Below are 25,108 nucleotides of genomic sequence, written 5' to 3' on the forward strand. Positions count from 1 at the left end.
CGCCGCCCTGCCTCATGCCGGGCGGCTGTCAAACATTGTACACACTGCGACCGGGCAAAGTCAGCCCCATTTCCGGCCGACAAGAAGCCCCCCGAGTGCCGGCTGTCCTCAAGGCGTCTGTGCGGCTCAGGAGGCCATGACCGGGCTGGTACCCCGTCGTTGTACCCTGAAGGTGACGGCGCGCCCTGTCGGCCTTCTGCCAGGCTTTCAGGCCCATCAGGCCCTGGTGTGCACAGGCCGGTGTTTCGTCAAGTGACGAAATTGGATCCGCTCGCAGTTGGGACCGCCCGCGATAAACGATACGCTATGCTTTCCTGCGGCCAACCACCGCGAGCAGGCTCAACGCCAGACCCGCCAAAAAGAGATCGCCCAGACGCCGCTTCAGGTTCATCAGTGTGAACCCGGATTTCTGGCATCCAAAACAACCGGCCTCCTCGTCAAGGCCAAGTTCTGCCCTGCCCAGCGCACCGTCGCCATCGGTGTCCAGTTCATTGAAGACGGCCAGGGTAAGCCCTGGAATCGCGGCCAAGGCCTCCGCATAACTGATGCGCCCGTCCCCATTGGTATCCGCAGCATTAAATCCTGCGGCCAACAAGGCATGCACCTCCTCCACTGTGGGGGCCAGTGGCGGCTCGCCCTCGCCTTCGCCTGGGTCCGGTCCCTTCGAAACCACCAGGGACACCGAGCTGCCGGGGGCCGCCTGCGCGCCCGCCGCCGGATTTTGGCTGATCACTGATCCCGCGGGAACCGTGGCGCTATACGCCTCGGTCACCGTGCCCACCGCAAGATCCGCCCCCGTGATGGCGGTCTGGGCCGCGCTCTGCGTCATGCCCACCACATTGGGCACGGAAACCGGCTGAGGACCCTTGGAGACCACGAGGTCCACCGCGTAACCGGCGGACACGCTGGTGTCCGCAGCGGGGGTCTGGCTGATGACCTGGCCCACCGGAACCGTGGCGTTATACGCCTCGGTCACCGTGCCCAGGGTGAGCCCGGCCCCGGTAATCAAAGTGGTGGCTGAAGCCTGTGTCTGGCCTACCACATTGGGCACCACAACCGCCGGCCCCTTGGAGACCAAGAGGGCCACCGCCGAACCGGATACCGCCTGCGCGCCGCCTGCTGGATCTTGGGAAATAATAGTGCCTGATGGAACGGAGTTGTCAAAGGTTTGGGTTACTGCGCCTAGTGTCAAGTCCGCCTCCCGTATGGCAGTGGTGGCCACTGCTTGTAGATACCCCTCCACGCTGGGAACAAAAACAGAATAGGGCACATACTCATAAGCGCCCATGTCAATACCCACGCCATTTGGGCGGACTGTGCCAACCAAATCCACGAGGGGTGCCCCAGATGAGGTGCCTCTGTCAATACAGGGGGAATCCGCCCGCAAACGAAAATCACCCAGTGAGGGATTGATAAAACTGGGCTCTCCAACGATGTTGCCGGTGCCGCTCATGGTGGTGGGAAGACAACTGTATGACATAAGCGTAGACGATGTTTGTGAATTTGCCCCTGTATTTCCCGAAATAACACAGTTAACCGCTGCGCCCTCATATAACCCGGAGCCCAACGGCGCCGTGTTATATGCCACAGAACAATTCATCGCTGTGCCTTGGTACATCCCGCCGCCGTAGAACCCACTACTGTTAAGCGTGAACAAACAGTTTATAGCCGTACCTTGGTGCATCCCGCCCCCGGAAGACGCACGATTGTTTCTAAATATGCTTCTCGTTGCCGTGCCTTGGTACATGCCGCCCCCACCGCCAATTGCGGTGTTGAAAATAAACGCACAGTTTACGGCAGTGCCTTGATACAACCCAGCCCCATCAGTTGCCGTGTTATAAGTGAACACGCAGTTGGTGGCGGTCCCCCCGAACATTCCCCCGCCGTTGAGGCCTCCAGTTGATGAATATGTCGCTTTGCCCCGGTCATGGTGAAGCCATCCACTGCACCGCCGGAGATGGCGTACACACAGCGGCGGGCGTCTTCCCCGTTAATAATCGAGACGTTGTCGGTGTAGCTTCTATCGTCCCGGGCAGTTTCCGCGCCGGTGAAGCCACCGTAGAGGGTCACGCCGGATTTTAGCGTGACCACACCAGTGTCACCAGTTCCGGTGTAAGACCCGGCCATGACCCAGATTTCATCGCCGGAGGATGCCTTGTCCACGGCCGCCTGGAGGGTGCCGCATGCCGTGGCCCATGAAGTCCCGGACTGTTCCCCTGCCCCGGCGGGGGTGACATACCAGACAGCGGCGTTGGCCGCAGTGGTGGGCAGCATGAGTAGGGTTGCCAGAAGGAAAAGAACGGCAACGGACATACGTTGAGTCAAGCAGGTTTTCATGGCGATTCTCCTTTGTGTCAGCCACCTAAAAAACAAACTACTGAGGTCACCCCCACTTTGGACAGGGACCGGCTCAACTCAGGATGACGCGGGGGCGGCAACTTGGCCGCTTCTCGGCCCCCTGTCGCCTCAATCCTAGCAGATTGCCTGTGGGGTATCAATATGCCGCTTTCTTCGGATTAACCCATGGCTGAGCCGGACCGGGCTGGTACCCTGCCGTTGTACCCTGCCGGTGACGGCGAAGCCCGCTGGCGGTCAGACGGAAGTGATGGCATACACCATGTCGCTGATCGCGCGGCGGAAGGCGTCGTTCTCGACGAACTGCTTGTAGACCTGGGTGTCATCCCGCAGGAGGCCCTGCATCACCCGGTGCAGGGCCTGGTCGTGGGCCATGCGGGCGGTGTGCGGGGTGTTTTCCAGGGCGTTGCGGAACACGGTGTCCGCGGCCACCTTCGGCGCGATGTCGTCGCGGATGCGCCGGGCCACCCGGTCGGCGTCGTCAAACAGGGTTCCGAACTGCTCGTTGAAGGTTTTCAGGATGTTGCTGAGCCGGTCGTACTCCGGGTCGGGCTTCATGCCGCCGCCCTCGACGGGGACGGGGGGAATCTCCACATCCTCGTCCGCCAGCGCGATTCTCATCACCTCCCGCTTCTCCACCCGGTAACTGTCCATGTCAATGGCTTCGAGGATGCCCTTGGCACCGTCCGGCTCCAGCGGCGCGGGCAGTTTCGGGATGAGCAGGTTGAGCAGGATGGACAGCCGTTCCCATTCGCGGTTGGTGTAGGTGATGACCGACGCGAGGAAGTCATAGGCGCGTGTGAAGGTTTTCGCCTTGCCCTTGAAGTCCACCTGGCCGTCCTCGTCGAGCCGCTCCACGTAAACGGCCACGCAGGCGTCGAGAAGGGGGTCGAGCTCCTCGCGGGGAGCCCCGGTGAGAAACAGCTCCACCACCCGGTCCCGCTGCTCAGGCGAGTACACCTGGGCATTGTCCAGCGCGGCCTTGAGGTCATGCAGCTTGTCCGGGTCCGTCTCCTCGGCGAGCAGTGTCGTGCGGTAATAGTCCTGAAACGCGTAGGTGACGGCCTCCGCGTTGTCCTGGAAGTCGAGCACAAACACGTCGTGCTTCTTCGGGTGGGCGCGGTTCAGCCGGGACAGCGTCTGCACCGCCTTCACGCCCGACAGGGGCTTGTCCACATACATGGTGTGGAGCAGCGGCTCGTCATAGCCCGTCTGGAACTTGTCCGCGCAGATGAGGAAGCGGTACGGGTCCTCCTGGAACGCCTCCGGGATGTCGCCGCTGGGAATGCCGTTGAGCGACGACTCCGTCACCTTCGCGCCACCGTATTCATGCTCCCCGGAAAAGGCGACGAGGGCGTGGTAGGGGCTTTTCCGCTCCAGCAGGTACGTCTGGAACGCGTGATAGTACTGGATGGCCCGCTCGATGCCGGAGCACACCACCATGGCCCGGGCCTGTCCGCCGATCTTTCCATACGCCAGCACCTGGTCGTGGAAATGGTCCACCATGATCTCCGCCTTCAGGCGGATCGCGTGGTCGTGGCTCTCCACATACCGGCGCAGCTTCTTCTTCGCCTTCTTCGTGTCAAATTCCGGGTCGTCCTCCACCTTCTTCACCAGCCGGTAGCAGCTCTCGACCGGCGTGTAGTGCCGCAGCACGTCGAGGATGAACCCCTCCTGCACCGCCTGCTTCATCGTGTAGCTGTGGAAGGGGCGGTGGCGCACCCGGCCCTCGGCGTCCGGCGGAAGCGCCTCGCCGAACATCTCCAGCGTCTTGTTCTTGGGGGTGGCCGTGAAGGCGAAATAGCTCGCGTTCCTGAGCATCTTCCGCGCCGCCATGCGCTTTTCCAGCGCGGCGTTCACCACGTCCTCCGGGTCCGGGCCGTCCGCCTCCCCGCCCAGCGCCTGGTTCATGGCCGAGCTCGTCTTCCCGCCCTGGCTGGAATGCGCCTCGTCAATCACGATGGCAAAGCGGCGTCCGCCCTCCCCGGCGATCTCGTCGAGGATGAACGGGAACTTCTGTACCGTCGAGACGATGATCTTCTTTCCCTGCTCGATGAACTTCCGCAGGTCCCCAGAGTGCTCGGCGTGGCCCACCGTCGCCTGCACCTGCATGAACTGCTTGATCGTCTTCTGGATTTGGTCGTCCAGCACCCGCCGGTCCGTCACCACGATGACCGAGTCAAACACCTCTTTCCCGCCGCGCTTCACGCCGATCAGCTGGTGCGCCAGCCACGCGATGGAGTTCGACTTGCCGCTCCCCGCCGAATGCTGCACCAGGTAGCGCCCCCCGGCCCCGTGCGCGTGGACCGCCGCCAGCGCCTTCCGCACCACGTCCAGCTGGTGGTACCTGGGGAAGATTTGCACCCGCTTCTTCTTGCCCGTCTTCCGGTCCCTGGTCTCGACGATCTGCGCGTAGTTCTCCAGAATGTCCGTCAGGCCCGCAGGCGTCAGAATGTCCTTCCACAGGTAGTCCGTCTTCAGCCCGGCCGGGTTCGGCGGGTTTCCCGCGCCGTCGTCCCAGCCCTTGTTGAACGGCAGGAACCAGGACGCCTTGCCCTTCAGCTCCGTGCACATCCGCACCTCCGCGTCGTCCACGGCAAAATGCACCGCGCACCGGCCAAAGGCGAAGAGCGGCTCGCGGGGGTCCCGGTCGCGCCGGTACTGCTCCACCGCGTCCTCCACCGTCTGCTTCGTCAGGCTGTTCTTCAGCTCAAAGGTGGCAAAAGGCAGCCCGTTCACAAACAGGCACAGGTCCAGCGCGCGCCGCGTCTCGTCCAGGCTGTACGCCAGCTGCCGCGTGACCGAGAGCCGGTTCTCCGCGTGCAGCGCCGCCGCCGTCTCATTCCCCGGCGAGGGCGTCCCGTAGAACAGGGTGAAATGCTGCGGCCCGTGGTCCACGCCCCTCCGCAGCACGTCAATCACCCCCCGCTTCGTGATCTCCGACGACATCCGCGACAGAAACTTGATGCGGATGATGTCGTTCGGGTCCCCGTAATTCCCCAGGCCGAGCTTCTCAAACGCCTCCTCCTGCGTCGCCTTCAGAAACGCGAACAGCTGAAACGTGTCCAGGCAGTGCGCCCGGTCATAGTCCTTCGGGCTCCCCGCATGATAGCCCGCCCCCGAAGCATACCCCGCCGTCAAGTCCCCCACCGCGCCCCCCGACCCGGCGGACAACCCGTCCGTCCCCGTCAGGTGGCGCATGATCAGCGTCTCCAGGCCCTTCTCTGTGATGTCCGTGGTCACGCCATGTGTCCCCTTGTGTTTTCCCGGTAAACCGCGCGCTATCCGCCGTTTCGTTTTCGCCCGCGCCTTGGCGGGTGTTGCCGCCGGGCCTCCGCATTTTTCCGGGTTCACGGCCCGGTGCGGCGATATTGGCTTTGCTCTTCAAAAAATGAAGTGCTATCCGTCCATCGGCGGGCGTTCCCCGGCGGGAAGACGCCCGCTGCGGGGCTCGCCGAAGGCGGTTTCGCATACCCTCCTTTGCTTCCGGCCATTCCCCGTGGGGGCGGGGCAACCGGCACCGTCCCCCATGGTGGCACAACCCGTTTCCCAATGCAACCGGGCCGCGGGGGCGTCACGCCGACTTGTCCAGCACTTCGTGAGCGCCTGATCGTACGATATGATTCTCCGGTCGTCGGCCCGCCGTGCTCATCGTCGCGCTTCACGCCCCGCTCCGGTTCTTTCCCGGCGCGCCGATTGGCTAATACTTCCACAACACCTTCCCAACCGCCCGGAAATTAACTAATCCGTAAGACGTATCTGCGCAATGGGTTGAGAAAGAAAGACCATAGCAAGGTCAAGATAATATCCATAGACTATGGCGCGTTCAGGGGCGGATTTAACTAAAGACGCTCCAAGCCGTTCCACCCAGCCTCCCCGGGCCGTTCATGCCGCGTTGCGCTTTTGGCCCACCCCCTTATGAGAGCCTTGGGTTTACGGCCTTTCCTGCAGGCAAAACGAAGAAAAGCCGCCGACCTAACTGGCCGACGGCTCGCTGGCGCATGATTTGCCGTTGTTACGTGGTCTTGGGCTTCTGGCTGACGGGGGCCTTCGGGTCTTTCCAAGCCGGAAGGGTCTTGACATCATTGGCCGCCCTTCGCACGGCCTCCTGCATTTCCTTTGGGCTTAGATGAAGCTTTTTTACCTGCTCCGCCGGGTTGCTGGCCATCGGGGTCTCCTTTCAGGTGCGTTTTGAGAATAGTAACAACAAGCGCCTCCCGTTGCAAATAGCTGGAGGGAAGCATGGGAATCCTTATGGTTCCCGCCTTCCGGTTCCAGGGCACCGTTGCGCCGGTGTCCTTGTTCTTCCGCGTCAAGGGGAATCCGGACCCCTGCCTCATGGAAAAAAGATCGAAGAACCGGCGGGGGCCGATCCCCACGAAGGGCTCGAAAGCCACAAGCCCGCCCTTCTTCTGGTCGCGCTGGAAGCCCGGAAAGGCCGCGTCGTCATGGAACTTCAAGGCCCTGCTCTTGGGATAGGGCTCGATGTAGACCACCCGCGTGATGCCGGCGGCGATGATGTGCTTGGCGCAGTTGTGGCAGGGGAAGGTGGTCGAGTAGAGCGTCGCCCCCTTGCAGTTGATGCCGTTCCGGGCGCAGGTCATTAGCGCGTTCATCTCGGCATGGACAACGCGTCCGTACTCCGTGATGTCGTCTATGGGGCTGCGCCCGATGGCCTCCCGTATGGCCTTTTCACTGGCGGCCCTGCCCTCCTGTCCGCACGCGGCGCACACCCCCTCAACGGCGCGCACAAGGCTGTTGACCAGCTCCGCCTTTTCCGCGTCATTGCTGTCGCATTTCCGCCTGTAGTCCCTTCCCCGCGGCGTGTCGAGCACCTCCCCGGAGGGGGTGACATGGGGCCAGTAGGCGCCCCCGCCCGCGCAGGGGCACTCGTTGACGCCGGTTGCGAGCACCTCATTGTCCCGGGCGATCACCGCGCCGATCTGCCGCGAGAGGTCCGCCGAGCGGGTGGCCGCGGCGAAGGCCATGAACATGGCGTATTCGTCGAACAGCGGGGTGCGGTAGGGGTCCGCGAAGACAACGTCAAAAAAGCGGGTCAGGGACTGCCGCGCCGTCCGGTCCAGGTGGATGAAGAAATCGCTGAGATGAAAGGTGTCCCGCGTCCGCTGTCCGCAGGGAACCCCCTCGGCCTCGTCCCGCTGCATCAGCGCCCGCGCCTCCGAGTCCTTCATGTCTTTAGTTTTGAGGAGGTTGGTGTGGCGCTGTTTGGGGTCCACATAGACCCCGACGAGGAAGAACCCGTTTCCATAGATGCGGCGCAGCAGGTTCACCTCGTCCGGATGCTTCAGGGAGTTGATCACAAAAGCGTGCCGGGGGCGCGGCGAGGAGTCGGTCCGGCCCCCGTATATCTGCGCCGAGGCCACCATGGCGAGAATCGCGTTGTCCTTGGATGTTTCCCGCGCCTCGTTCCCGAGCGTCATCATGGTGTCTATGCGCGTGTATTCGCTCGCCCCCGCCAGGTCCGGAACCTCCACCACATGGGAAATCAGCTCCGAGAGCCGGATCACCACCGTGGTGTAGTCATACCGCTCCAGACAGCTGCTGATCCGCGGAACAAGCGACCCCAAGTCCGCGCCCACTGAACCCACCAAGCCGATAACAAGCTCAGCACCTGGAAGCTGTCCGGACAGAATGCTCCTGTAATGTTCTTCACGGTCCGCGTTGTCCATCGGTGCGACCTCCCTTATTCTCCCTCATCATCCATGATTTCGTCCGGGGAGGCAAATTCCTCCTCCTCGGGGGACGGGTCGGGCTCGGGACTCCCGGCGGCCGCCGGCAGACGCGACGCCGCCGCCCGCACGTCCAGCTTCCCCGTTACCACGTCCGACGTCAGACGCGTCCGGTATTCGCGCAGAAGGGTGATTCGACGGAGCAGACATGATATCGCAGCCGTGAGCGGGGCTGTCTCGCCAATAAGATCTCGGGCGATAAGCTCTCCTTCGCTCTCAGGGGGAAAGGGAACGGCAAGGTTCTTAATGCGCTCCACAGAAAGCCCCGGCTGGGCCGCAGACTGGGAGTATTGGTTGAGGTTCATCGTACGGAGGAGCTCCCCTAACCACTGCACAGATATTCCTGGTCGCAGAGTTGCCACAACCGCATGTTCTGAGGCGAAGAACTTTCCTTGAGCATAGTTGATATTGCCGCAAAGCGCCCCCTGCCTACCTATCAACACGTAGTGCCCATCGTGTGTGTATCTTGATGTGTATCCCCGCATGCCGTTTCCGCCAAACACTGGGTAGGGGCCGGTTTCTTCAATCTCCTGAGAAGTGATCCCGTCCCCACTCTTTAGCTGAGCTATGTTCTTCATCCGCCTCACCTCCCAATGGGCGGGGATGTCCCCTAGCCAGGGGATGCCGGAGGGTTTCAGGGGGGCGTTGGGGTCGAGGCCGCGGGTGACGGCGCGGTGGATGATGGCCTGTTTCTGCTCGTTGAGCAGGGTGATGATCTTCCGCTTCGCCCGGATCGCCCGCTCCAGCCGCCCGTTCGCCCAGTCCAGAAAACGCACGATCGCCGCCTGCTCCTCCGCCGGGGGGAGGGCTACCGGCATTCTCTTGAAGTGCGAGAAGTCCAGATTTTGGCGGAGTCCGGATCCATAGCCGTATATGGCCTTGCTTCTGTCCCAAACATTGAGAAACTGGAAGCCAAAAGAGGGCGCCATCCCCGCTTTTGTTCGCAGGGCCAAATAGGCCGAGGTGATGATTCCCCGATCATGAACCATGCCCACGCGAAGGCTCGTGTGATCGTTTTGAAGGTCGGTGGTTCGGAGGACGATGTCGCCGGGGTTGACAATCTGATAGGTCTCGAAGGACTCCGGGACAAGCCCGTGCAGCTTGTCTGCTGGCTTGACGACAATGCGCCCGTAACTGAGAGAGAGGACGGTCTTCTCCCTTAGACCGCGATTCCGCTCAAGAACGGGCGTATACGCCCCAAACGCTGGGCGAAGCTCCCAATGCCCCGGCACGCTTCCCGCCCACGGGAGCCCGGAGTCCTTGTATTCGGGGTAGGGCTTGAGGTCGGCGATCATGCCTGCCCTCCGTCGCCCATCTGGCGTTCGAGGGCCTGGCGGACGAGTCCCATGATGTAGGGGAGGTCATCGAGGGACTTGAAGCCGATTTCCACGTCGCCGTTTCCCCAGCGCCCCCGGTCTGTGACATCGGTGCAGAGGCTCTTGGGGTCGTTGATTTCGTTGAAGGGCAGGTTGAGGCTGAGGCGGAGTTGTTTGGCCTGGGGGACAACGTCCACGAAGTTGGTTTCGGCCTTGTAGGCCACATAGAGCTTGAGGAACTCCTCGACCACGCAGGGGTCCAGAGCGAGCACCTCTTTCCGGAAGGCCTCGAAGAGGTTGCGCATGCCGCCTTTGGCGAGGGCTTTGTGGTCCTTGATGGAGTAGCCGCCGGTCGCGGGGGCCTTTTTCGGCTTATAGGCGGCGAGAGTGGTGGCGTCGAGCCGGGGCGCGGCCCACACCTGGAGGGCGAGGTCGGCCAGCTGTCCGGCGCGGTTCTGGATGGCGGCCTCGTTCCACGCTTTCGCCTGTTTCAGGGCTTTGTTGAGCTGGAGCGGGCTTTCCTTGAAGCCGCCCGTCATGTCGCGCTTTTTGTCAAAGGGCTTGTCGCTGTATTCGGCGTTGTATCCCGTGAGGGTGAGGTTGCCGAGGGTGTGGAGCCACTGCTGCTGGACGCGCTGCCAGTCATCGCCCAGGGCCTTCCGCCACGCCGGGGAGAGGTCGGGGTTCTGGGGCAGGATGTGCTCGATGGTGTACTCGTCCACCGCCACTCGCTCCTTGCGTTTGTGGTTCTCCATGCGGCGCAGCCAGTAGCTTCGGCTGCGGAAGTTGTAGAGGTCGCGGGTGTGCAGGTCGCGGCGGAACTCGTCGTCGCGGGGGAAGCGGCGGTAGGAGGGCAAGGACAGGAAATGCGCCTGGATGCTTTCGAGGTAGCGGTCCTTCTTGAGCGCCTTGCCAAAGTTGGCGAAAGTCTTTCCTATCGAGTTGGTGGGGATGGCGCATACGGCGCGGCGGAACACATAGGCCTCCACCAGGCGCACGGCGGCGGCGAGGTCGGCGGCGGAGAGGGTTTTGCCGATGTAGTCGTGGTACAGCTCCAGGAGGAAGGGGTAGGCCACGTCCACTTTCAGCTCGCGCAGGTCGTGGAAGGCGGCAGCGAGGGCGCGGTTCTTCTCCCGTCCCAGGGCGAGGGCGCAGAAATACCCGGCAAAGGCGCGGATGTTCTTCACCAGTTCCTCGATGCCCGCCTCCAGCACGGGCTTTGTGCGGGAGTGGTCCTTGAACGCCTCGTAGACCTCGCGCTCGCGCGGAATGTCGCCGGTGCGCACGGTCAGGTAATGGCGCATGAAGCTGTCGAACTGGGTGCCGTAGGCCTCCTGGCCGAAGTCCTGCTCCATGGGCCGCCAGTAGTCCTCATAGAGGCGGGTTTGGAGGTCGGGCTCGAGCCCCATGAGGATGAAGTTGCGGATCAGGTCCGCCTGGCTCAGCTCCTTGCCGGTGGAGTTCATGCTCTCGAAGATGAGCTGGGGGTTGTCATGTTCCCCACTGAGGGCGATGTCCACCACCCCCAGCTTGGCCAAACCCCGCCACACCGGCACAAGGTCGTCCTTCCGCGCCGCGATGAGGTCGGTGAACAGATCAAAGTTCTGCATCACGCGCAACGAGGGTTCCTCGGGCGGCTCGGTGTTTCGGATGACCGACTTGAGCGTGGCGTTGTCCGTCTGCGAGAGCAGCAGCTTAAAGAAGCGGTCGCCCTTCTCAAGGCGGTTGGTGAGGTAGTACTCACGCAGCTTGGGGGCGGAGAATCCGTCCTCCGGCTCGGTGTCGCCGAGGGCGCGGGCGAGCGCCTCCATGAGCAGGGAGACCGAGGCGAGCCGCTGCTGGCCGTCAATCACCAGCAGGGGGGCCTGGTGCGAGACTTGGGAGAGCCCCTGCTCCACGTAGACGATGGAGCCGATGAAGTGCACCGAAATATTGCCGCTGGACCCGGCGCGCAGGATGTCGTCCCAGAGCTGGCGGCACTGTTTCTCGGTCCACGAGTACGTGCGCTGATAGATCGGGATCACAAACTGCGGCGACTTCTGCAGGAACACAAGCAGCTTGGCTTCAGTGGCTTTCATCTGTCAATTTCCTTTCGACATTGTCGGTACCGTCATTTCCCAAAGCAGAGGTCACAGCTTTCCGGCCTGTGCGCCGCCGCCCTCAAAACCCATGTTGCGCCTCGGAACCCCGGGAAAGGCGTCCATCAAGGCATTCCATTCACGCCGAAACTCCCCGTCTTTCTCCAGAGGGGTCAGGAGTGATTTCAACACAAACACTTGGGCCGCGAGCCGGGTATGTCCGCTTCCTGATTCCTTGAAGGCATTGGGCAATGCCGGCCTGATCTTGAAGTCGCGGTTCCATATGCGGGAGTGGTGGGCGCAGAGGTTTCTCAGCACAGAGAGGGCGTGTATCCAGGACTGGAGATGGTACGGCTTCGTGGAGAAGACGCCGGCCACCGCCTTCTTGGCTTCGTGACTGGCAAGATGCGCGTATATCTTTGACCAGCGGCCAATGGACAGGATTTCGCTCATCATCCAGGCGGGCGGGGTCGGGGGCTCGTCGTATTTGGCCCGGTAGCTGCGGATGAACACCTCGTCCTTGTTGCGTTCCGACTCCTCCTCGCAGTCGGTGCGCAAACGGACAAAATGAAACCGGTTGTCGTACATGCCGGGATTCAGATGCCAGTGCGAATCATTGGTCCGCGTGCAGAGTTCATGGCAAACGGCCGCCCGGAACGCCACCTCAACGGGTTCTATGAACCGGAACAGCAGCGCGCGCAGGCGGGAATCGAAGTCATACAGGTACAGGACATCCTCGATCCTTGTTCCTGCGGCAAACTGGTGTGTCCGCTGGCCGCCGGAAAACAGCTCGTAGTGGAGGGCATACCCCGAGAACCGGTAGTAGTTCAGATGCAGGAGCGCGTTCTCAGCGGCCTTCTCATCGGCGATCAGCATGCCCCGTGTTTTCAGCAGGGCGACCTGGTCCGCCAAAGCGAGGGGCGGCTTGGAGAAGACATTGGCGCTCACGGCAGGCTCCCCTCTGCCATACAACGCGCCAACAGGCTTTTTGGCTGGGATAGCGGCGCGTCTTCCGGAGAAAAAAGGAAAGGCCCACCCTGGTTCGCAGTTTTCCCGGAGGAAAACCGAGGCGCGGTGGGCGCTGTTACTCTTACTATACCACAAACTGGCACAGATTCAAACTGGCGTTGCACCGGTGCAACGAAAAAGAGGCCGTGTGCGCGGCGGGTTGCCCGGTTCCCTCTCATGCGTCGGCGCTCCCCTTCAGGAGCCCGTCCAGCAGCCCTTCGGCCTCCTTTTCGGCGGCGAGGATGTCTGCGGCAATTTCCTCGAGCGTCCGCAGGGGGGCGGGCTGGTAGAAGTGGCGGGTGAAGCTGATTTCGTAGCCGATTTTGGGGTCCTCGTCCTTGATCCAGGCGTCGGGGGTGTAGGGGAGGACTTCGCGGCGGAAGAAGGCGTCTATGCCCTCCCTGGAGGAGGCTTCGGTGGGCAGGCCGCCGGGGTTGCCGGAGGGCGGGGCTTCGAGGAAGGGGATTTGCTCGGTGTCGCGGAGTTCGGGGTCGGGCTCGTATTCGACGAGGACCGGTTTGCCGTCCACGACGGCCTCGAAGAGTCCGCGCAGGGGGTTGGGAGGGGTCTTCCCCGGCTTGAGGACGCGGGCGATGACGGGGGGCGCGGTCTCGTCGCGGAGGCTGAGGGCGCTGAGGAGCGCGCGCCGCTCGACGGTGGACAGGCGGACACCGAGGCGGCGGAGGGTTTCCTCGGCGGTGTCGCGGAAGGCGTTGTAGTCGTCGAAGGGGGCGCCGCCGAGGGCCTCGAAGAGGGCGGTGGCGGCGTCGGCGAGGCGTCCGTCGCGTTCCCAGGTCTTGGGGTCAAGGAGCTTCTTCCGGCGCTTCTCGGGGAGTCCCTTGCGGGGGGCGGTGTCGGCGCTGTCCTCGTCCTCGTCGGTTTCGTCGTCGGTCCAGTCGTCGAGGTGTTTCTCCACATCTTTGGCGCGGGCGGGGAAGTTGGTGAAGAGGTCGTCGCCGAGGCGGTCGTGGAGTTCGCGGCGGAGTTCGGGGTCGCCGGAGGCGTAGCGGAGGGTGTCGGCGGCGCCGGGGGTGATTTGTGCCCGGAGGCGCAGGGGGCGCTCGACGGTGACTTTCCAGTAGCCGAAGGCGGCATTGGGGAAGATTTTGGATTCGGGGGTTTCCTGGAAGTCGAGGAAGGCGCGGGTGACGCGCTCGATGTCTTCGGGGGACAGCTCGCAGTTCTTCTTGCCGAGGTTCTTGCGGAGGGGCTTGAACCAGCGGGTGGCGTCTATGAGCTGGACTTTGCCCCTGCGGTGTTCGGGTTTGCGGTTGGAGAGGACCCAGACGTAGGTGGCGATGCCGGTGTTGTAGAAGAGGTTGAGGGGCAGGGCCACGACGGCCTCGAGCCAGTCGTTTTCGATGATCCAGCGGCGGATGTTGCTCTCGCCCTGGCCCGCGTCGCCGGTGAAGAGGGAGGATCCGTTGTGGACCTCGGCGATGCGGCTGCCGGGGGGGGACTTGTGGTTCATCTTCGAGGCCATGTTGGCGAGGAAGAGCATCTGGCCGTCGCTGGAGCGGGTGACCAGGGGGAGCTCCGCGCCGCCGTGCATGACGCGGAAACGGGGGTCGCGCATGCCGTCTTTTCCGCCCATGGCCTCCAGGTCCTTCTTCCAGCTTTTGCCGTAGGGGGGATTGGAGAGCATGAAGTCGAACTCGCGGGCGGGGAAGGCGTCGTGGGAGAGGGTGGACCATTCCGCGCCGCCGACGATGTGGTCGGCGTGGCCGCCCTCGCCCTTGAGGAGCATGTCGGCCTTGCACACGGCGTAGGTTTCCGGGTTGATCTCCTGGCCGTAGAGGTGGCAGTCAATCTCGAGGCCGCGCCGGGACGCGATGGCGGCGAGGGTCTCCTCGGCGACGGTGAGCATGCCGCCGGTGCCGCAGGCGCAGTCGTAGAGCAGGTAGGAGCCGGATTTCAGGCGGTCCTCGATGGGGAGAAAGATGAGGTTCGCCATGAGCCGGACCGCGTCGCGGGGGGTCCAGTGCTCGCCCGCCTCCTCGTTGTTGTCCTCGTTGAAGCGGCGCACCAGCTCCTCGAAGACGGTGCCCATGGCGTGGTTGTCTATGCCTGCGGGGGACAGGTCCATCTCGGGGTCGAGAAACTTGGAGATGAGGGTGCCGAGGGCGTCGGCCTTGGACAGGGTGGGCAGCTGGTTGCGGAACTTGAAGTTCTCCAGGATGTCCTGGACGTTCGGGGAGTAGCCGTTCAGGTAGTCCTCGAAGTCCGCCAGGAGCTTCTGCTGGGTGGCGCGGGATTTGAGGTCGCGCAGGGTGAAGGAGGAGGTGTTGTAGAAGGCCTGCCCGGCGGCGGTCTCCAGGGCGGCGCGCTGCTCCACGATGCCGGCCGCGTCGAGCATCCGCTTCGTTTCCAGCACGGCCTGCTTGGTCGGCTCCAGCACGGCGTCCAGCCGCCGAAGCACGCACATGGGCAGGATGACGTCGGGATACTTGCCCCGTTTGAAGAGATCGCGGAGCACGTCGTCGGCGATTCCCCAGATAAACGACACAATCTTGTTGTGGATGGCCTGGTCCATGCTGGCTGCTTCCCCCGTGGACGGTTTGCGTTTGCCGCGCCCATGGTAGCGCAGGCCGCGCGCTATTTCAACCGAGAAGGGGGTTCGTTTACCAGTGGGAAATGCGGCAAAAAAAAGAAACGGCCCCTTCCGCCGTTCCTTTTCCGGGACAATGACGCTGATTCACCCCCGGCTGAGGATTCTCTCCGCCGCATGCCGCGGCATGCAGGGAAACGGGAATACCCATAGAACGGGACGGCGGGGTGTCCTTTCAAGAAGGATCGAAGTCCGGCGCGTAGAACCCGAGGGGGGTTTCACTGGGTTCCCGGGGAACCTCCGGTTCCGGGAGGGTTTCGAATGCGGCGGAGGGGGGAAGGTCCATGCCGAACACCCTGCGGCCGAGGGCGGCCTCTTTCTCCACGTCGAAGTGGTTGGCCGGGTTGTAGGTGACCTCCACTTTGGTGCCTTTTGCGAAGCGGCGGCTGGGTTCCCGGTCCAGGATGGCCGTGGAGCACCGGACCCGGAGTTCGATGGGCGCGTCTATCTCGCCGATGGTCACCTTGTACAGCAGATTGACTGCGGCCGTCACGGCGTCAATCCCGAGGATCTTCTGGGACTCGAGCAGTGCGCAGGCGTTTTCCACCAGGATGCGTTCGACCTCCTCCTGCACGTCCTCGGACTCGATGACCCGGGCCGCCAGGGCGGGTGACATGCCCAACCGCCGGGCCACGGCCGAGGAGGAGAGTCCTATGGCGCACAAGCGGGCGATTTCCCGCTTGTGGTCGTTGAGCCCGGATTCCGTCACCATCAGGGCGTCATGCCTGCGGGTCGTCGGCAGGGACCCGGGACGATCTTCATTCTGTCGCTTCTTCATTTCTTGGATCCTTTCAGTGGGGGGTGAAAAAAAGTAGTGTGCTCGGTGAGCGGGGGTGATTGATTGCGATGTCCCTGCCGTTTCCCCCCCCGTGCCCCCCCCGGGGGGGGCGCGTCGTGTCCCGACGAGGCGTGGGTGAGGCCGTCCTGGAATCTGGACAGGGGGTTGCCACCCGGCCGGAGGCCCGAGGGCTGCCGGACAGCGGGCGAATAGGGGAGACACATCCGGGATGGGGCAGTCACTTGCCAACCTCCCCGTGAGGCTGCCCTGTCAGTACCTCCGCCAGGACGGCGAGAAGCGTTTCCCTGTCAAGTGAGCGAAACAGTGCGAGCGCGGCCTGTTTGGGGTCGGTGGTTGCCCCCTTCTCCAAATCTGGGGCAAGTTGTGGGGCAGGTGTGGGTGTTCCATCCGCGCAAGTTACTGATAGATATTCGTTTACATCTCCATGCGGCCAGCTTCCCAAGCTGGATGTCGCGGGTTCGAACCCCGTGTCCCGCTCCATTTTCTTTTTAAGCGGGTCTTTTTGGCAGGCGAAGCATCGGGGGAACGGCGCGGGGGAGGCAACTGGCAGTCAGAAGAGCACCTTGAGAAGCCCCGGCAAAACGAAGGAGGCCGCTTTGTCCAAATGGGGCGGTTCGACGGAGTCCGAATTGTAGAGGTCCGCAACGGTGCGGGCCACCCGCGCGAGCCGGTCCATGGACCTTGTGGTAATGCGATGGCTGTCCACAAGCTCCTTGTACCGGGTCGCGGCCGATGCTGAGAAGGAACAGTAGTCCATGATGTGGCCGCCGGGAATGGCCGCGTTGAAGGGAATGGTGGTTCCCTCAAAGCGCTTGTCCTGCCGCCGTCGTGCGATTTCAACGCGTGCCCGGAATTCGGTGGAAAGGTCCTTGGCTGGTTCGGCGAAGCGTTCCTCCGTGCTCAGCGTCTGCATTTCCACCTTCAGGTCAATGCGGTCGAGAATGGGACCGCTTATCCGGCTCTGGTACTTCTTGACATCCTTTTCGGAGCACCGGCAGCGCTCATCTCCGTAGTATCCGCAGGGGCATGGGTTCATTGCGGCGACCAACGTGAAACGGCTGGGATACTCAACGCTGGCGCCGACCCGGGAAATGCGGACGACTCCATCCTCCAGCGGTTGGCGGAGAGCTTCCAGGGTGGACGGAGAGAACTCCGGCAACTCGTCAAGAAACAGCACCCCCAAGTGGGACCGTGTGATTTCCCCTGGGACAGGGACCCCCGCCCCGCCACCAACGAGGCCGGGTTTGGTGACGGTATGGTGAACGGTTCTAAAGGGGCGTCGATGCACCACCATGCCGTCTTCTTTCAGTTCGCCACAGGCCGAATAGATGGTGGTGATTTCAACGACTTCCCTGCGGGACAATCTTGGAAGGATTCCAGAAATGGCGTTTGCCAGAAGGGTTTTTCCTTCCCCTGGCGGGCCGATGAGAAGAATGTTGTGGCCCCCCGCCGCGGCAATCAGAGCCGCATCCTTGGCCTCCTTCTGTCCCTTCACCCTTCCTATGTCTGGGGCTTTTTCGACGACGGCGTCATAGTCAATCTTCTGCGCCAATGCGTTTGGAAGGGGGTGCACCCCCTTGAAGTAATCCACGACCTGCTCCAACGAGGACACCGGACAGATAGCGGTCCCCTCGTGACCGGCTGCGGCCGTGATAAGAGAGGCCTCCCGTTCGTTGCCTGCGGGCAGGATAATCGCCTGACCCGCCGTGGTAAGCCCTGCAAGGGAGAGCACACCCGGAACGCGGCGGACGTCACCATGAATTCCGATTTCGCCAATCACCAGAAAACGCTCTTCCGAGACTTCTCTAAGGTCAGGCAGAATCCCTGCGGCCTGCAATGAAATGATGGCTATGGGAAGATCGAGCCAAGTCCCGCCCTTGGGAAGGTCCGCCGGAGACAGATCCACCAAGATTTTGACATGTGACTGCGGAATCTTGAGCTTTTTGAATGCGGCGTCAATCCTCCGGGCGCTTTCCTTGATAATGTCCTTTGCCATGCCGGTTATCTGAACGCATGACATGACGTCACAGGGGCCGGGCAGCACGGATGTGGCGCGGGCACGAAGTTCTACGCGCCTGCCTTCCAGGCCCCAAAGAACCCCGCTGTACAGGGTGTGATCCCTTTCCAGGAGATGGTCGAGTTCGCGCTGGCTGTATCTGGGGTGCATTCGAAACCCTCCTATTGCGACACGCTTCTGAGGGGAGTGTAGTTCCAGAGCGCCCTCCCTTTCAATAGAAACCGCATGATTAGAATCCTTCTATACTTTGCCATCGCCGTCCAGCGAGACGCCGCAGTGGGGGCACCGCTTTTTTTCAACGCGCCTGGATTTCTTCGCGTATTCCATGAAACCGGCGCTGACAATGCCGGTGGGGAGGGCAAACATGAGGATGCCCAGAATGGAGATCATGTAGCCGCAGAATTTTCCCGCCGTCGTCACGGGCTGCGCATCCGCAGAGGCGGAGGCGGTCAGCGTTCCAATGGCCCACGAGAGGGAGGTCGGGACGTCCGGGAACTTTTCCGGCTGCACCGGGTTCTCGCAGTAGTAGATCGCGGAGCCGCTGATGAGGGTAAGCATGAGAAAGAGAACCACGCAGAGGATCAACTCCTCCCGCTGTTCCAGCACCACGTTCCGTATGGCGTCCGCAGCCACGCGGTATCCCTTCAGCCGGACCAGGCGGGCAATCCGAATCAGCCTGACAAGGCGCAGGGTGCGCAGGTCCACGGAAACGAATGTGAAGAAGAACGGGGCAATCGCCAGAAGATCAATCAGGGCCAGCGGGGTAAAGAGGTATCGGAGACGGCCATGCCTTTCCTCATAACGGGGGTCGCACGTACAGGCCCAAGCCCTCACGGCGTACTCGATGACGAAGATGAGTACGCTGCCCCATTCAAACCATTTGAGCAACGTCCCATAACGCGCTTCAAGACCGCCATTCGTTCCCAATACGGCGGCCGCAGCATTCAAGACAATCAGGGCTGTCATGAAAAGGCCGTAGAACCGCGCAACACGGCTTTTCTTGTCCAGACTCTCCAGTACGGTCCAGATATGCGTTTTCATGCTGCGCTCCGTCCCTGTGGCCTCTTACGTTGACTGCGACTCCGGCCAGCACTATACACCTCCGTATGTGCGAAGGGACAAGTGCGCGCTTTCAAGCAGCGTCCCCGAACCCGAATCGCCGGATAAGGAATGACTGTTGATTAACGTGAGAGAAAACGCGCCTTGTGAATTCACGCCGAATGCCTCTTGGGCGGCGAAGATGTCCGTTCACCCATGGGATGCGGCAGGCTTGGGCCGTTCTGACACGAGATTGCTTCACTTCGTTCGCAATGACGTGTGTTTTCGCGTCACTGCAATGACGTGTGTTTCCGCGTCATTGCGAACGAAGTGAAGCAATCTCGTGCCCGCCGCCGCTTCGGCTCGCGCCCACCTTATCCGGCAATCAGGGCTCTAAATGCCTCGCTGCGTGGCGGATCAGGGGCATGCGTTCGGCCCGAGGAATGCCACGCTGGAGCGTGGTGGTCCCAGGGTGCGTTTGCCCACATCCATCGCACGCTTCCTGCGGTTCGCTTGAACGGGGGCGGGGTGCGTAGAATGGGGGGCAGACACATGGTTGATGGAGGTTCTCATGAGCGTGCTGCGTTGGGCTTCGGTCGTGGTGCTGGGATGGGGATGTTCCGTTTCGGCGGTGGCAGGGGAGGGGGGTGCCCCGGTGGCGCTGCCGGGGGCGGACCGCCCGTTTGCGGAGCGGTTTGCCTCGCCGCCGGCGGAGGAGCGGATTCTGCCGATCCTGCACACGATGCCGGGGGAGGCGGAGGGGCAGGAGGCGTGGTTTGACCAGGCGGCGGCGCGGGGCTTCGGCGGGGTGGCCACGAATGTGAATTTCAAGGACTATCTGAAGAGTGAGGAGCATTGGGCGGCGTTCCGGCGGGGGCTGGAGGCGGCGCAGCGGCGGGGGATGTCGCTGTGGCTGTATGACGAGCGGGGGTATCCGTCGGGGCTGGCGGGCGGGCAGACGCTGGAGGGGCATCCGGAATGGGAGGCCCGGGGGCTGCTGATCGCGCAGGTGGAGACGGCGGGCGGGCCGGTGTCGCTGGACTGTCCGCCGGGCGCGCCGGTCCTCGTGGCGGCGTACCCGGTGGCGGGGGGCGCGCTGGAGCTGCCGGGGGCGGTGGACCTTTCCGCGCGGATTCAAGACGGGAAACTGTCGTGGGAGGCGCCCGCAGGGGCGTGGCGGGTGCTGGTGCTTACGGAGGACCGGCTGTACGAGGGCACGCACGCGGCGGTGAGCCTGGCGGACAAGCTGCCGTACATCAACCTGCTGATGCCGGAGCCGACGGCGCGCTTTCTGGAGGTGAACCACGACGCCTACGCGGCGCGGCTGGGCAAGGACCTCGGGAAATGGTTTGTCTCCACGTTCACCGACGAGCCGTCGCTCATGAGCATCTTCATGCGGAAACAGCCGTGGTCGGTGCTGCCGTGGTCGCCGAACCTGCCAGAGGCCTTTGAGAAGCGCAACGGCTACCCGGTCTCGTCCGTGCTGCCGCATCTGGTGTGGGGGGCGGGGCCGGCGGCGGAGAAGGCGCGGCACGATTTCTGGGGCACCGTGGGCGACCTCGTTTCGGAGCATTATTTCGGCCAGATACAGGACTGGTGCGACCGCCATGACGTGCTGTCCGGCGGGCACCTGCTGTGCGAGGAGTCCGTTCTGGCGCACCCGCCGCTCTACGGCGACTTCTTCCAGTGCCTGCGGCGCCTGGACGCGCCGAGCATGGACTGCCTGACAAGCGTCCCGTCCGAGGTGCCGTGGCAGGTGGCGCGGCTGGTGTCCAGCGCGGCGGACCTGGAGGGGCGCGCGGTCACGATGAGCGAGGCGTCGGACCACAGCCAGCGCTGGCGCGCCGCGGGAGACACGCGGCCCGTCTATGCCGTGACGGAGGACGAAATCCGCGGCTCGCTGAACCGGCAGATGGTCGCGGGGATCACGACCTTCACGAGCTATTACCGGTTCAAGGATTTCCCGGACGACGCGCTGGTCCGGCTGAACGAGTGGACGGGCCGCTGCTGCATGGCGCTCAAGGGCGGGCGGCAGGTGACGGACCTTGCGGTGGCCTACCCCGCGGACACGCTGAAGGCCCATTTTACGCCGTCGCGCGAGTGGACCCGCGACCTGCCCGCCGGGGTCCAGCGCATCCAAAAGGTGTACAACGAGGCGTCGCGCGCGCTGTTCGCCGCCGGGCGCGATTTCACCTATGTGGACGGCCGCGCGCTGGCGGAGGCCCGCGTGCGGCGCGGGGCGCTGCGCGTGAACGGGCTGGCGTGGCGCGTGGTGGTGCTGCCCGCCGTGGACACCCTGCCGCTGAAGGCGTGGGAGAACCTGCACGCCCTCTGGCGCGCCGGGGGCGGTGTGGTGGCGTTGGGCGCGCTGCCCGTGAACAGCGACAAGGGGTTCCCCTGCGAACGGACGGGAGAGATCCGGGACGCACTGTTCGGCAACGGCGTGTCCGGGGAAGTGCGCACGAACGGCCAGGGCGGGTTCGCGCTGCATCTAGCGGCGGGGCAGGAGGGGCTGCTGGTGCGCGCGCTCGACGGCGTGCTGGCGCCGGACCTTTCCATGCCTGCGGGCGCGCCCCTGCGGATGACTCACCGGCGGATAGACGGCCAGGAGGTGTACTTCCTCATCAACGACGGGCCGGAGGCGTGGGCGGGAGTCGTGTCCCTGTGCGCCGAGGGGGACGGGATGCGCTGGGACCCCGCCACCGGCCAGAGCGCGGAAGAGCCCGACGCGCGGGACATTTCCCTGAGCCTTGGCCCCTATGGCGGCATGCTCTTCACCTTTTCCCGCGCCGAAAAACCCGAATGGCGGGAACCGCGGGACGGGGGGCTGCCGGGCATGACCGTGGCGGCGCTGCCCCCCACGGAGCCCGTGGCGCTGGGCGGGGAACATGTCCGGGGCGACATTCACCGCCTCGCCGACGGGGGCCCGTGGACCGTGATGGCGGACGTGACGAAGTCCGGCGTGGACGTGTTTCAGTTCCTGTGCTTCTCCTGGCAGGCCGATGTCGATCTTTCAGGAGCCGCATGCCTGGTGTTTGACGCCGAGGTGCCCGCCGCCCAGACCTGTGCCACAACGATGCTGGTGGTGGTCCGCGACGCGCGCGGCGTGGAGGCGCTGGCTGACACGGGCGTCCCCCTCGGCGGGGCGGGCCGTACGCGGGTCTATGCGCCCCTGAGCGCCTTCCAGCGGGCGGGCTGGAGCGGCGGTCCTGCGGGGCCGGTGGATTTCGCGCAGCTCCGTGACATCCGCATCGGCTGGGGCGGCTATTTCGGCACCCAGGGGGAGCGCGTGGTTTTCACGGTTTCAGCGCCCAAGTCGGGGAAGTTCTAAAAGGGATGAGGGGGCGCCTGTCTTGGTCCCCCCTAGAGGGGGGTGGTTCGCGGGAGCGAACCGGGGGATGTTCTTCACTCCGGATTTTCCAACGCGATGGCAATCGCGGCGACCACCCGAGCGGCATCTTGCCGTACCTCTGTCTCGGTGAAACGGATCACTCTGATGCCAAGGGCTTCCAGACGCTCTTGGCGTTCCACGTCCCGTGCTCCGACATCAGGGTGTCGGTGTGTGCTTCCATCCACCTCCACCGCCAGCATTTTCTCCGGACAGAAGAAATCCAGGATGTAGTCCATGACAGGCACCTGTCGGTGGAACTCGACGCCGAGAACTTTCTTCTTTAGGGCCTGCCAGAGCAGTACCTCGCCCAGAGTTCCATGCTTTCGCAGTTCCCGCGCGAGGGCATTCAAATGCGGTTGGTAGGGAAGATTTTTTCGTGGTCCGGCCATGTGTGTGTCTTCCGGTATATAGCGCGCGCGAAGAGAGCGGAATTTCGGTGCCTTCTGCAAGCTATCACATCTAGAGGTGCTTTCCAAGAACACGACATGGGTCTATGCCAAACCCCAAGAACATCCCCCGGTTCGCTACCGCGAACCACCCCCCTCAAGGGGGGACCAAGATACCTCCGCGTGGTACTTTTCCCACAGTTCGAGGGAGACCGTCACGGGATCGCCCGAAGGCGTTGATGCGTGCGGGTCTGTCCTTCGGGTCCAGGCGTCCTCCCATAGCTGCATCTGCCTGGTGAAAGCCTCCCCGTCGAAGTCCTTTCCGTTCGCCAGCGATTCCTCCAATCGCGCGAGGAACTGCTCCCAGCGGGGCCGGTAGAAGTCCCTGACGAGTCCGGCCCACTGTTTCTGGGCGTAGTCGTGCAGCACGCCCTCGGGCGGCCCCCAGAGGGTGATCTGCGTGCGGGCGTTCCACTCCAGCAGCGCGCGTTCTTTGTCGTCCGCGCCCCAGCGCTTCGCGTCCTCCAGCCAGCGTCCCAGCAGAAACTCGCCGCGCGTGGCGAGGAGCCGGTCGAGGTCGTCGAGGAGTTCCAGATAGGCGTTGGCCTCCTTGCGGAAGAGATCGGCGTCCCTGGCGGCGTGGGCCTTCATGGCGCGGGCGAGGCGGATTCCGGCGAGGTCGGAGAGGACCTGCCGTGTGACGAGGACCAGGTCGTACCGGTAGGCGTCCACGTCCTTGAGTTCCGGGGCGCAGGCGGCGAGGTCGCCCCAGGCCGCGGCGAGCGCCGGGAGGTCGTAGGCCGTGGGGCCGCCGCCCCAGAGTTCCTTGGGGTCCAGTGCCGGCCGCATGCAGACAACCGACCTGCCCCGGCCTGACTGCCGGTACACGGTGTTCAGGAATCCCGTCCAGGCGGCTTCGGCCTTCGGCAGGGACTTGCCGTAGCGCTGGCGGGCATGACCCGTGACCCACTCATTGAGGTCCGGGGACACGGGGTCCCAGAACAGGTCGCTGAGGAGGTCGTTCACCACGGGGTTGTAGCCCAGCCCCTCCATGATGATGCCCGCGCCGCGCAGGCTGCCGCGCGCCGGGTCGTTGAGGGCCGCCGGAAGGTCCGCAGCGATGCGGGGCAGGCCGCCGTGCATGCCCACCACGTCGCCGAAGTCCTGGATGACGCACCAGATCCACGGCTTGCCGTGGAAGGACTCGGTGACCTTCCAGGCGGGCCGCTCCTCGCACCAGAGGTCCAGCACCGTCATGCGGTCGTCCGGCACCGACGTGAGGAGCGCCCTCGTCTGCGGCGCCTTCCAGTAGGCGGCGTTGTTCACGAAGAGCCAGCCCTGCATGATCCAGACCGCCTCCGGGTCGCCCGCGCGCATGGCCTCAAACACGGCCTTGCCCATGGCGTCGAGGAAGGCGGGGTCGTCGCTCGGCGGCGACATCTCGATGAACGTGTCCGCGGCGTAGAGGTGGTCCGTGCCGAACTGCCGGGTCTGCTCCTCCACAAAGGCCTTGCCCAGGGTGACGAAGAGCGGGTCCTGCGGGTCCACGAAGAGCGTGCCGGGGAACCCGCACCAGCTCGGGAGCTGCTGGAACTTCGCGTCCGGGAACTTGCCCTTGAGCGCGGCGGGGACATGGCCGGTGAACCCCTGAAGGACGGGTTTCATGCCCAGCTCCCGCTCGCGCGCCACAATGCGGCGCTGGAGCTCCGCGTGGCGGGCGGTCCAGTCCTTCGGGAGCGGCCCGCCCCATCCGTCCATGCAGCCCATCCAGCCGAAAGGCAGATAGCCCGGACCGACAAAGAAGGCGTCCATGTCCGCCTGCGTGAGGCCGAAAGACTTTCCGGCTTCCGCCCAGACAGACTCCTGCCCCGTGACGGCGAGGGGCATGTTGACGCCGTTCATCGCCATCCAGTCAATGATGCGCTCCCACTCCGCCCAGTCCCACCAGGCCAGGGAATAGCTGAAACAGCAGTAATTGAAACAGTAGCGCCAGTCGAGGGGGGTGGACTGGCGCACCTTGGGCGAAACGGCGGGGAGAGGGTCCGGGAGCGCGGTCTGTGTGCCGCGCCACGACACATTCGCGTTGCAGTGGTGCTTCAGATACCAGTTCAGGGCGGACGCGACGGCCACCCCCGACGAGCCGCGCAGGGTGACTGTGCCCCCCGCAGACTCGATCTCAAAGACATCACGGCCCGCCTCCTGCGGGATTTCCTCCACCGTGAAGAGGGCGGCCTTCTCCGGCAGCACCCGTGCGATCAGGCCGCGCCCCGCGGACAGGGTGTCGGCCAGCGCGGGCAGGGCGGCGGACAGAACCAGGGCGGCCAACAGAGCGGGGACGAGTCTGCGCTTCATGGCGGGCCTC

At 63.8% G+C, this 25,108-nt stretch carries 13 protein-coding genes and 1 pseudogene; 1 reads left to right on the top strand and 13 read right to left on the bottom strand.

Annotated features, from left to right (window positions below):
• Window positions 1-304 precede the first annotated feature (304 nt).
• The 11 genes and pseudogenes from GXY15_04730 to GXY15_04780 form a co-directional block, all read right to left on the bottom strand.
• Window positions 305-1,453: a PASTA domain-containing protein gene (locus GXY15_04730; protein NLV40518.1), complete on the bottom strand. Its 1,149-nt coding sequence runs from the start codon at window positions 1,451-1,453 to the stop codon at window positions 305-307.
• 530 nt (window positions 1,454-1,983) lie between these two features.
• Window positions 1,984-2,208, bottom strand: a pseudogene (locus GXY15_04735) (hypothetical protein).
• A 384-nt stretch (window positions 2,209-2,592) separates the two neighbouring features.
• Entirely contained in the window at window positions 2,593-5,598 is a 3,006-nt protein-coding gene (locus tag GXY15_04740) for a type I restriction endonuclease subunit R (GenBank protein NLV40519.1), read from the bottom strand.
• A gap of 839 nt (window positions 5,599-6,437) precedes the next feature.
• On the bottom strand, window positions 6,438-8,045 hold the full coding sequence (locus GXY15_04745; protein NLV40520.1) for a cytidine deaminase: 1,608 nt from the start codon (window positions 8,043-8,045) through the stop codon (window positions 6,438-6,440).
• A 14-nt stretch (window positions 8,046-8,059) separates the two neighbouring features.
• Window positions 8,060-9,400, bottom strand: a complete 1,341-nt coding sequence (locus tag GXY15_04750; protein ID NLV40521.1) for a restriction endonuclease subunit S — start codon at window positions 9,398-9,400, stop codon at window positions 8,060-8,062.
• The gene (locus GXY15_04755; protein NLV40522.1) at window positions 9,397-11,499 is read right to left on the bottom strand and encodes a DUF262 domain-containing protein; all 2,103 of its coding nucleotides are present in this window, start codon (window positions 11,497-11,499) and stop codon (window positions 9,397-9,399) included. Before GXY15_04755 ends, GXY15_04750 begins: the two co-directional genes overlap by 4 nt.
• Before the next feature lie 51 nt (window positions 11,500-11,550).
• A complete protein-coding gene (locus GXY15_04760; GenBank protein NLV40523.1) occupies window positions 11,551-12,447 on the bottom strand; it encodes an Abi family protein in 897 nt (298 codons plus the stop codon).
• A gap of 235 nt (window positions 12,448-12,682) precedes the next feature.
• Window positions 12,683-15,040, bottom strand: a complete 2,358-nt coding sequence (locus GXY15_04765; GenBank protein NLV40524.1) for an SAM-dependent DNA methyltransferase — start codon at window positions 15,038-15,040, stop codon at window positions 12,683-12,685.
• Window positions 15,041-15,290: 250 nt separating this feature from the next.
• Complete coding sequence (locus tag GXY15_04770) at window positions 15,291-15,893, bottom strand: helix-turn-helix domain-containing protein (protein NLV40525.1); 603 nt, start codon at window positions 15,891-15,893, stop codon at window positions 15,291-15,293.
• Window positions 15,894-16,464: 571 nt separating this feature from the next.
• A complete protein-coding gene (locus tag GXY15_04775) occupies window positions 16,465-18,081 on the bottom strand; it encodes a YifB family Mg chelatase-like AAA ATPase (protein ID NLV40526.1) in 1,617 nt (538 codons plus the stop codon).
• A gap of 90 nt (window positions 18,082-18,171) precedes the next feature.
• The gene (locus GXY15_04780) at window positions 18,172-18,972 is read right to left on the bottom strand and encodes an ion transporter (protein NLV40527.1); all 801 of its coding nucleotides are present in this window, start codon (window positions 18,970-18,972) and stop codon (window positions 18,172-18,174) included.
• Window positions 18,973-19,540: 568 nt separating this feature from the next.
• On the opposite strand from GXY15_04780, the gene GXY15_04785 reads away from it, so the two are divergent.
• Window positions 19,541-22,300: a hypothetical protein gene (locus tag GXY15_04785; protein NLV40528.1), complete on the top strand. Its 2,760-nt coding sequence runs from the start codon at window positions 19,541-19,543 to the stop codon at window positions 22,298-22,300.
• A 74-nt stretch (window positions 22,301-22,374) separates the two neighbouring features.
• Here the strand turns inward: GXY15_04785 and GXY15_04790 are convergent, their stop codons facing one another.
• Together GXY15_04790 and GXY15_04795 are read right to left on the bottom strand one after the other, a co-directional pair.
• Window positions 22,375-22,749, bottom strand: coding sequence for a DUF559 domain-containing protein (locus GXY15_04790; protein ID NLV40529.1), 375 nt, complete (start codon window positions 22,747-22,749; stop codon window positions 22,375-22,377).
• Window positions 22,750-22,884: 135 nt separating this feature from the next.
• Window positions 22,885-25,098, bottom strand: coding sequence for an alpha-N-acetylglucosaminidase (locus tag GXY15_04795; GenBank protein NLV40530.1), 2,214 nt, complete (start codon window positions 25,096-25,098; stop codon window positions 22,885-22,887).
• Window positions 25,099-25,108: the final 10 nt, after the last annotated feature.

This window comes from Candidatus Hydrogenedentota bacterium (assembly GCA_012730045.1).
Taxonomy (GTDB): Bacteria; Hydrogenedentota; Hydrogenedentia; order Hydrogenedentales; family CAITNO01; genus JAAYBR01.

Bases quoted from the DNA above. Each gene is read 5' to 3' on its own strand.
- GXY15_04730 (NLV40518.1), bottom strand. From the start codon at position 1,453: ATGAGCGGCACCGGCAACATCGTTGGAGAGCCCAGTTTTATCAATCCC.
- GXY15_04745 (NLV40520.1), bottom strand. From the start codon at position 8,045: ATGGACAACGCGGACCGTGAAGAACATTACAGGAGCATTCTGTCCGGA.
- GXY15_04750 (NLV40521.1), bottom strand. From the start codon at position 9,400: ATGATCGCCGACCTCAAGCCCTACCCCGAATACAAGGACTCCGGGCTC.
- GXY15_04755 (NLV40522.1), bottom strand. From the start codon at position 11,499: ATGAAAGCCACTGAAGCCAAGCTGCTTGTGTTCCTGCAGAAGTCGCCG.
- GXY15_04765 (NLV40524.1), bottom strand. From the start codon at position 15,040: ATGGACCAGGCCATCCACAACAAGATTGTGTCGTTTATCTGGGGAATC.
- GXY15_04770 (NLV40525.1), bottom strand. From the start codon at position 15,893: ATGAAGAAGCGACAGAATGAAGATCGTCCCGGGTCCCTGCCGACGACC.
- GXY15_04775 (NLV40526.1), bottom strand. From the start codon at position 18,081: ATGCACCCCAGATACAGCCAGCGCGAACTCGACCATCTCCTGGAAAGG.
- GXY15_04780 (NLV40527.1), bottom strand. From the start codon at position 18,972: ATGAAAACGCATATCTGGACCGTACTGGAGAGTCTGGACAAGAAAAGC.
- GXY15_04785 (NLV40528.1), top strand. From the start codon at position 19,541: ATGAGCGTGCTGCGTTGGGCTTCGGTCGTGGTGCTGGGATGGGGATGT.
- GXY15_04790 (NLV40529.1), bottom strand. From the start codon at position 22,749: ATGGCCGGACCACGAAAAAATCTTCCCTACCAACCGCATTTGAATGCC.
- GXY15_04795 (NLV40530.1), bottom strand. From the start codon at position 25,098: ATGAAGCGCAGACTCGTCCCCGCTCTGTTGGCCGCCCTGGTTCTGTCC.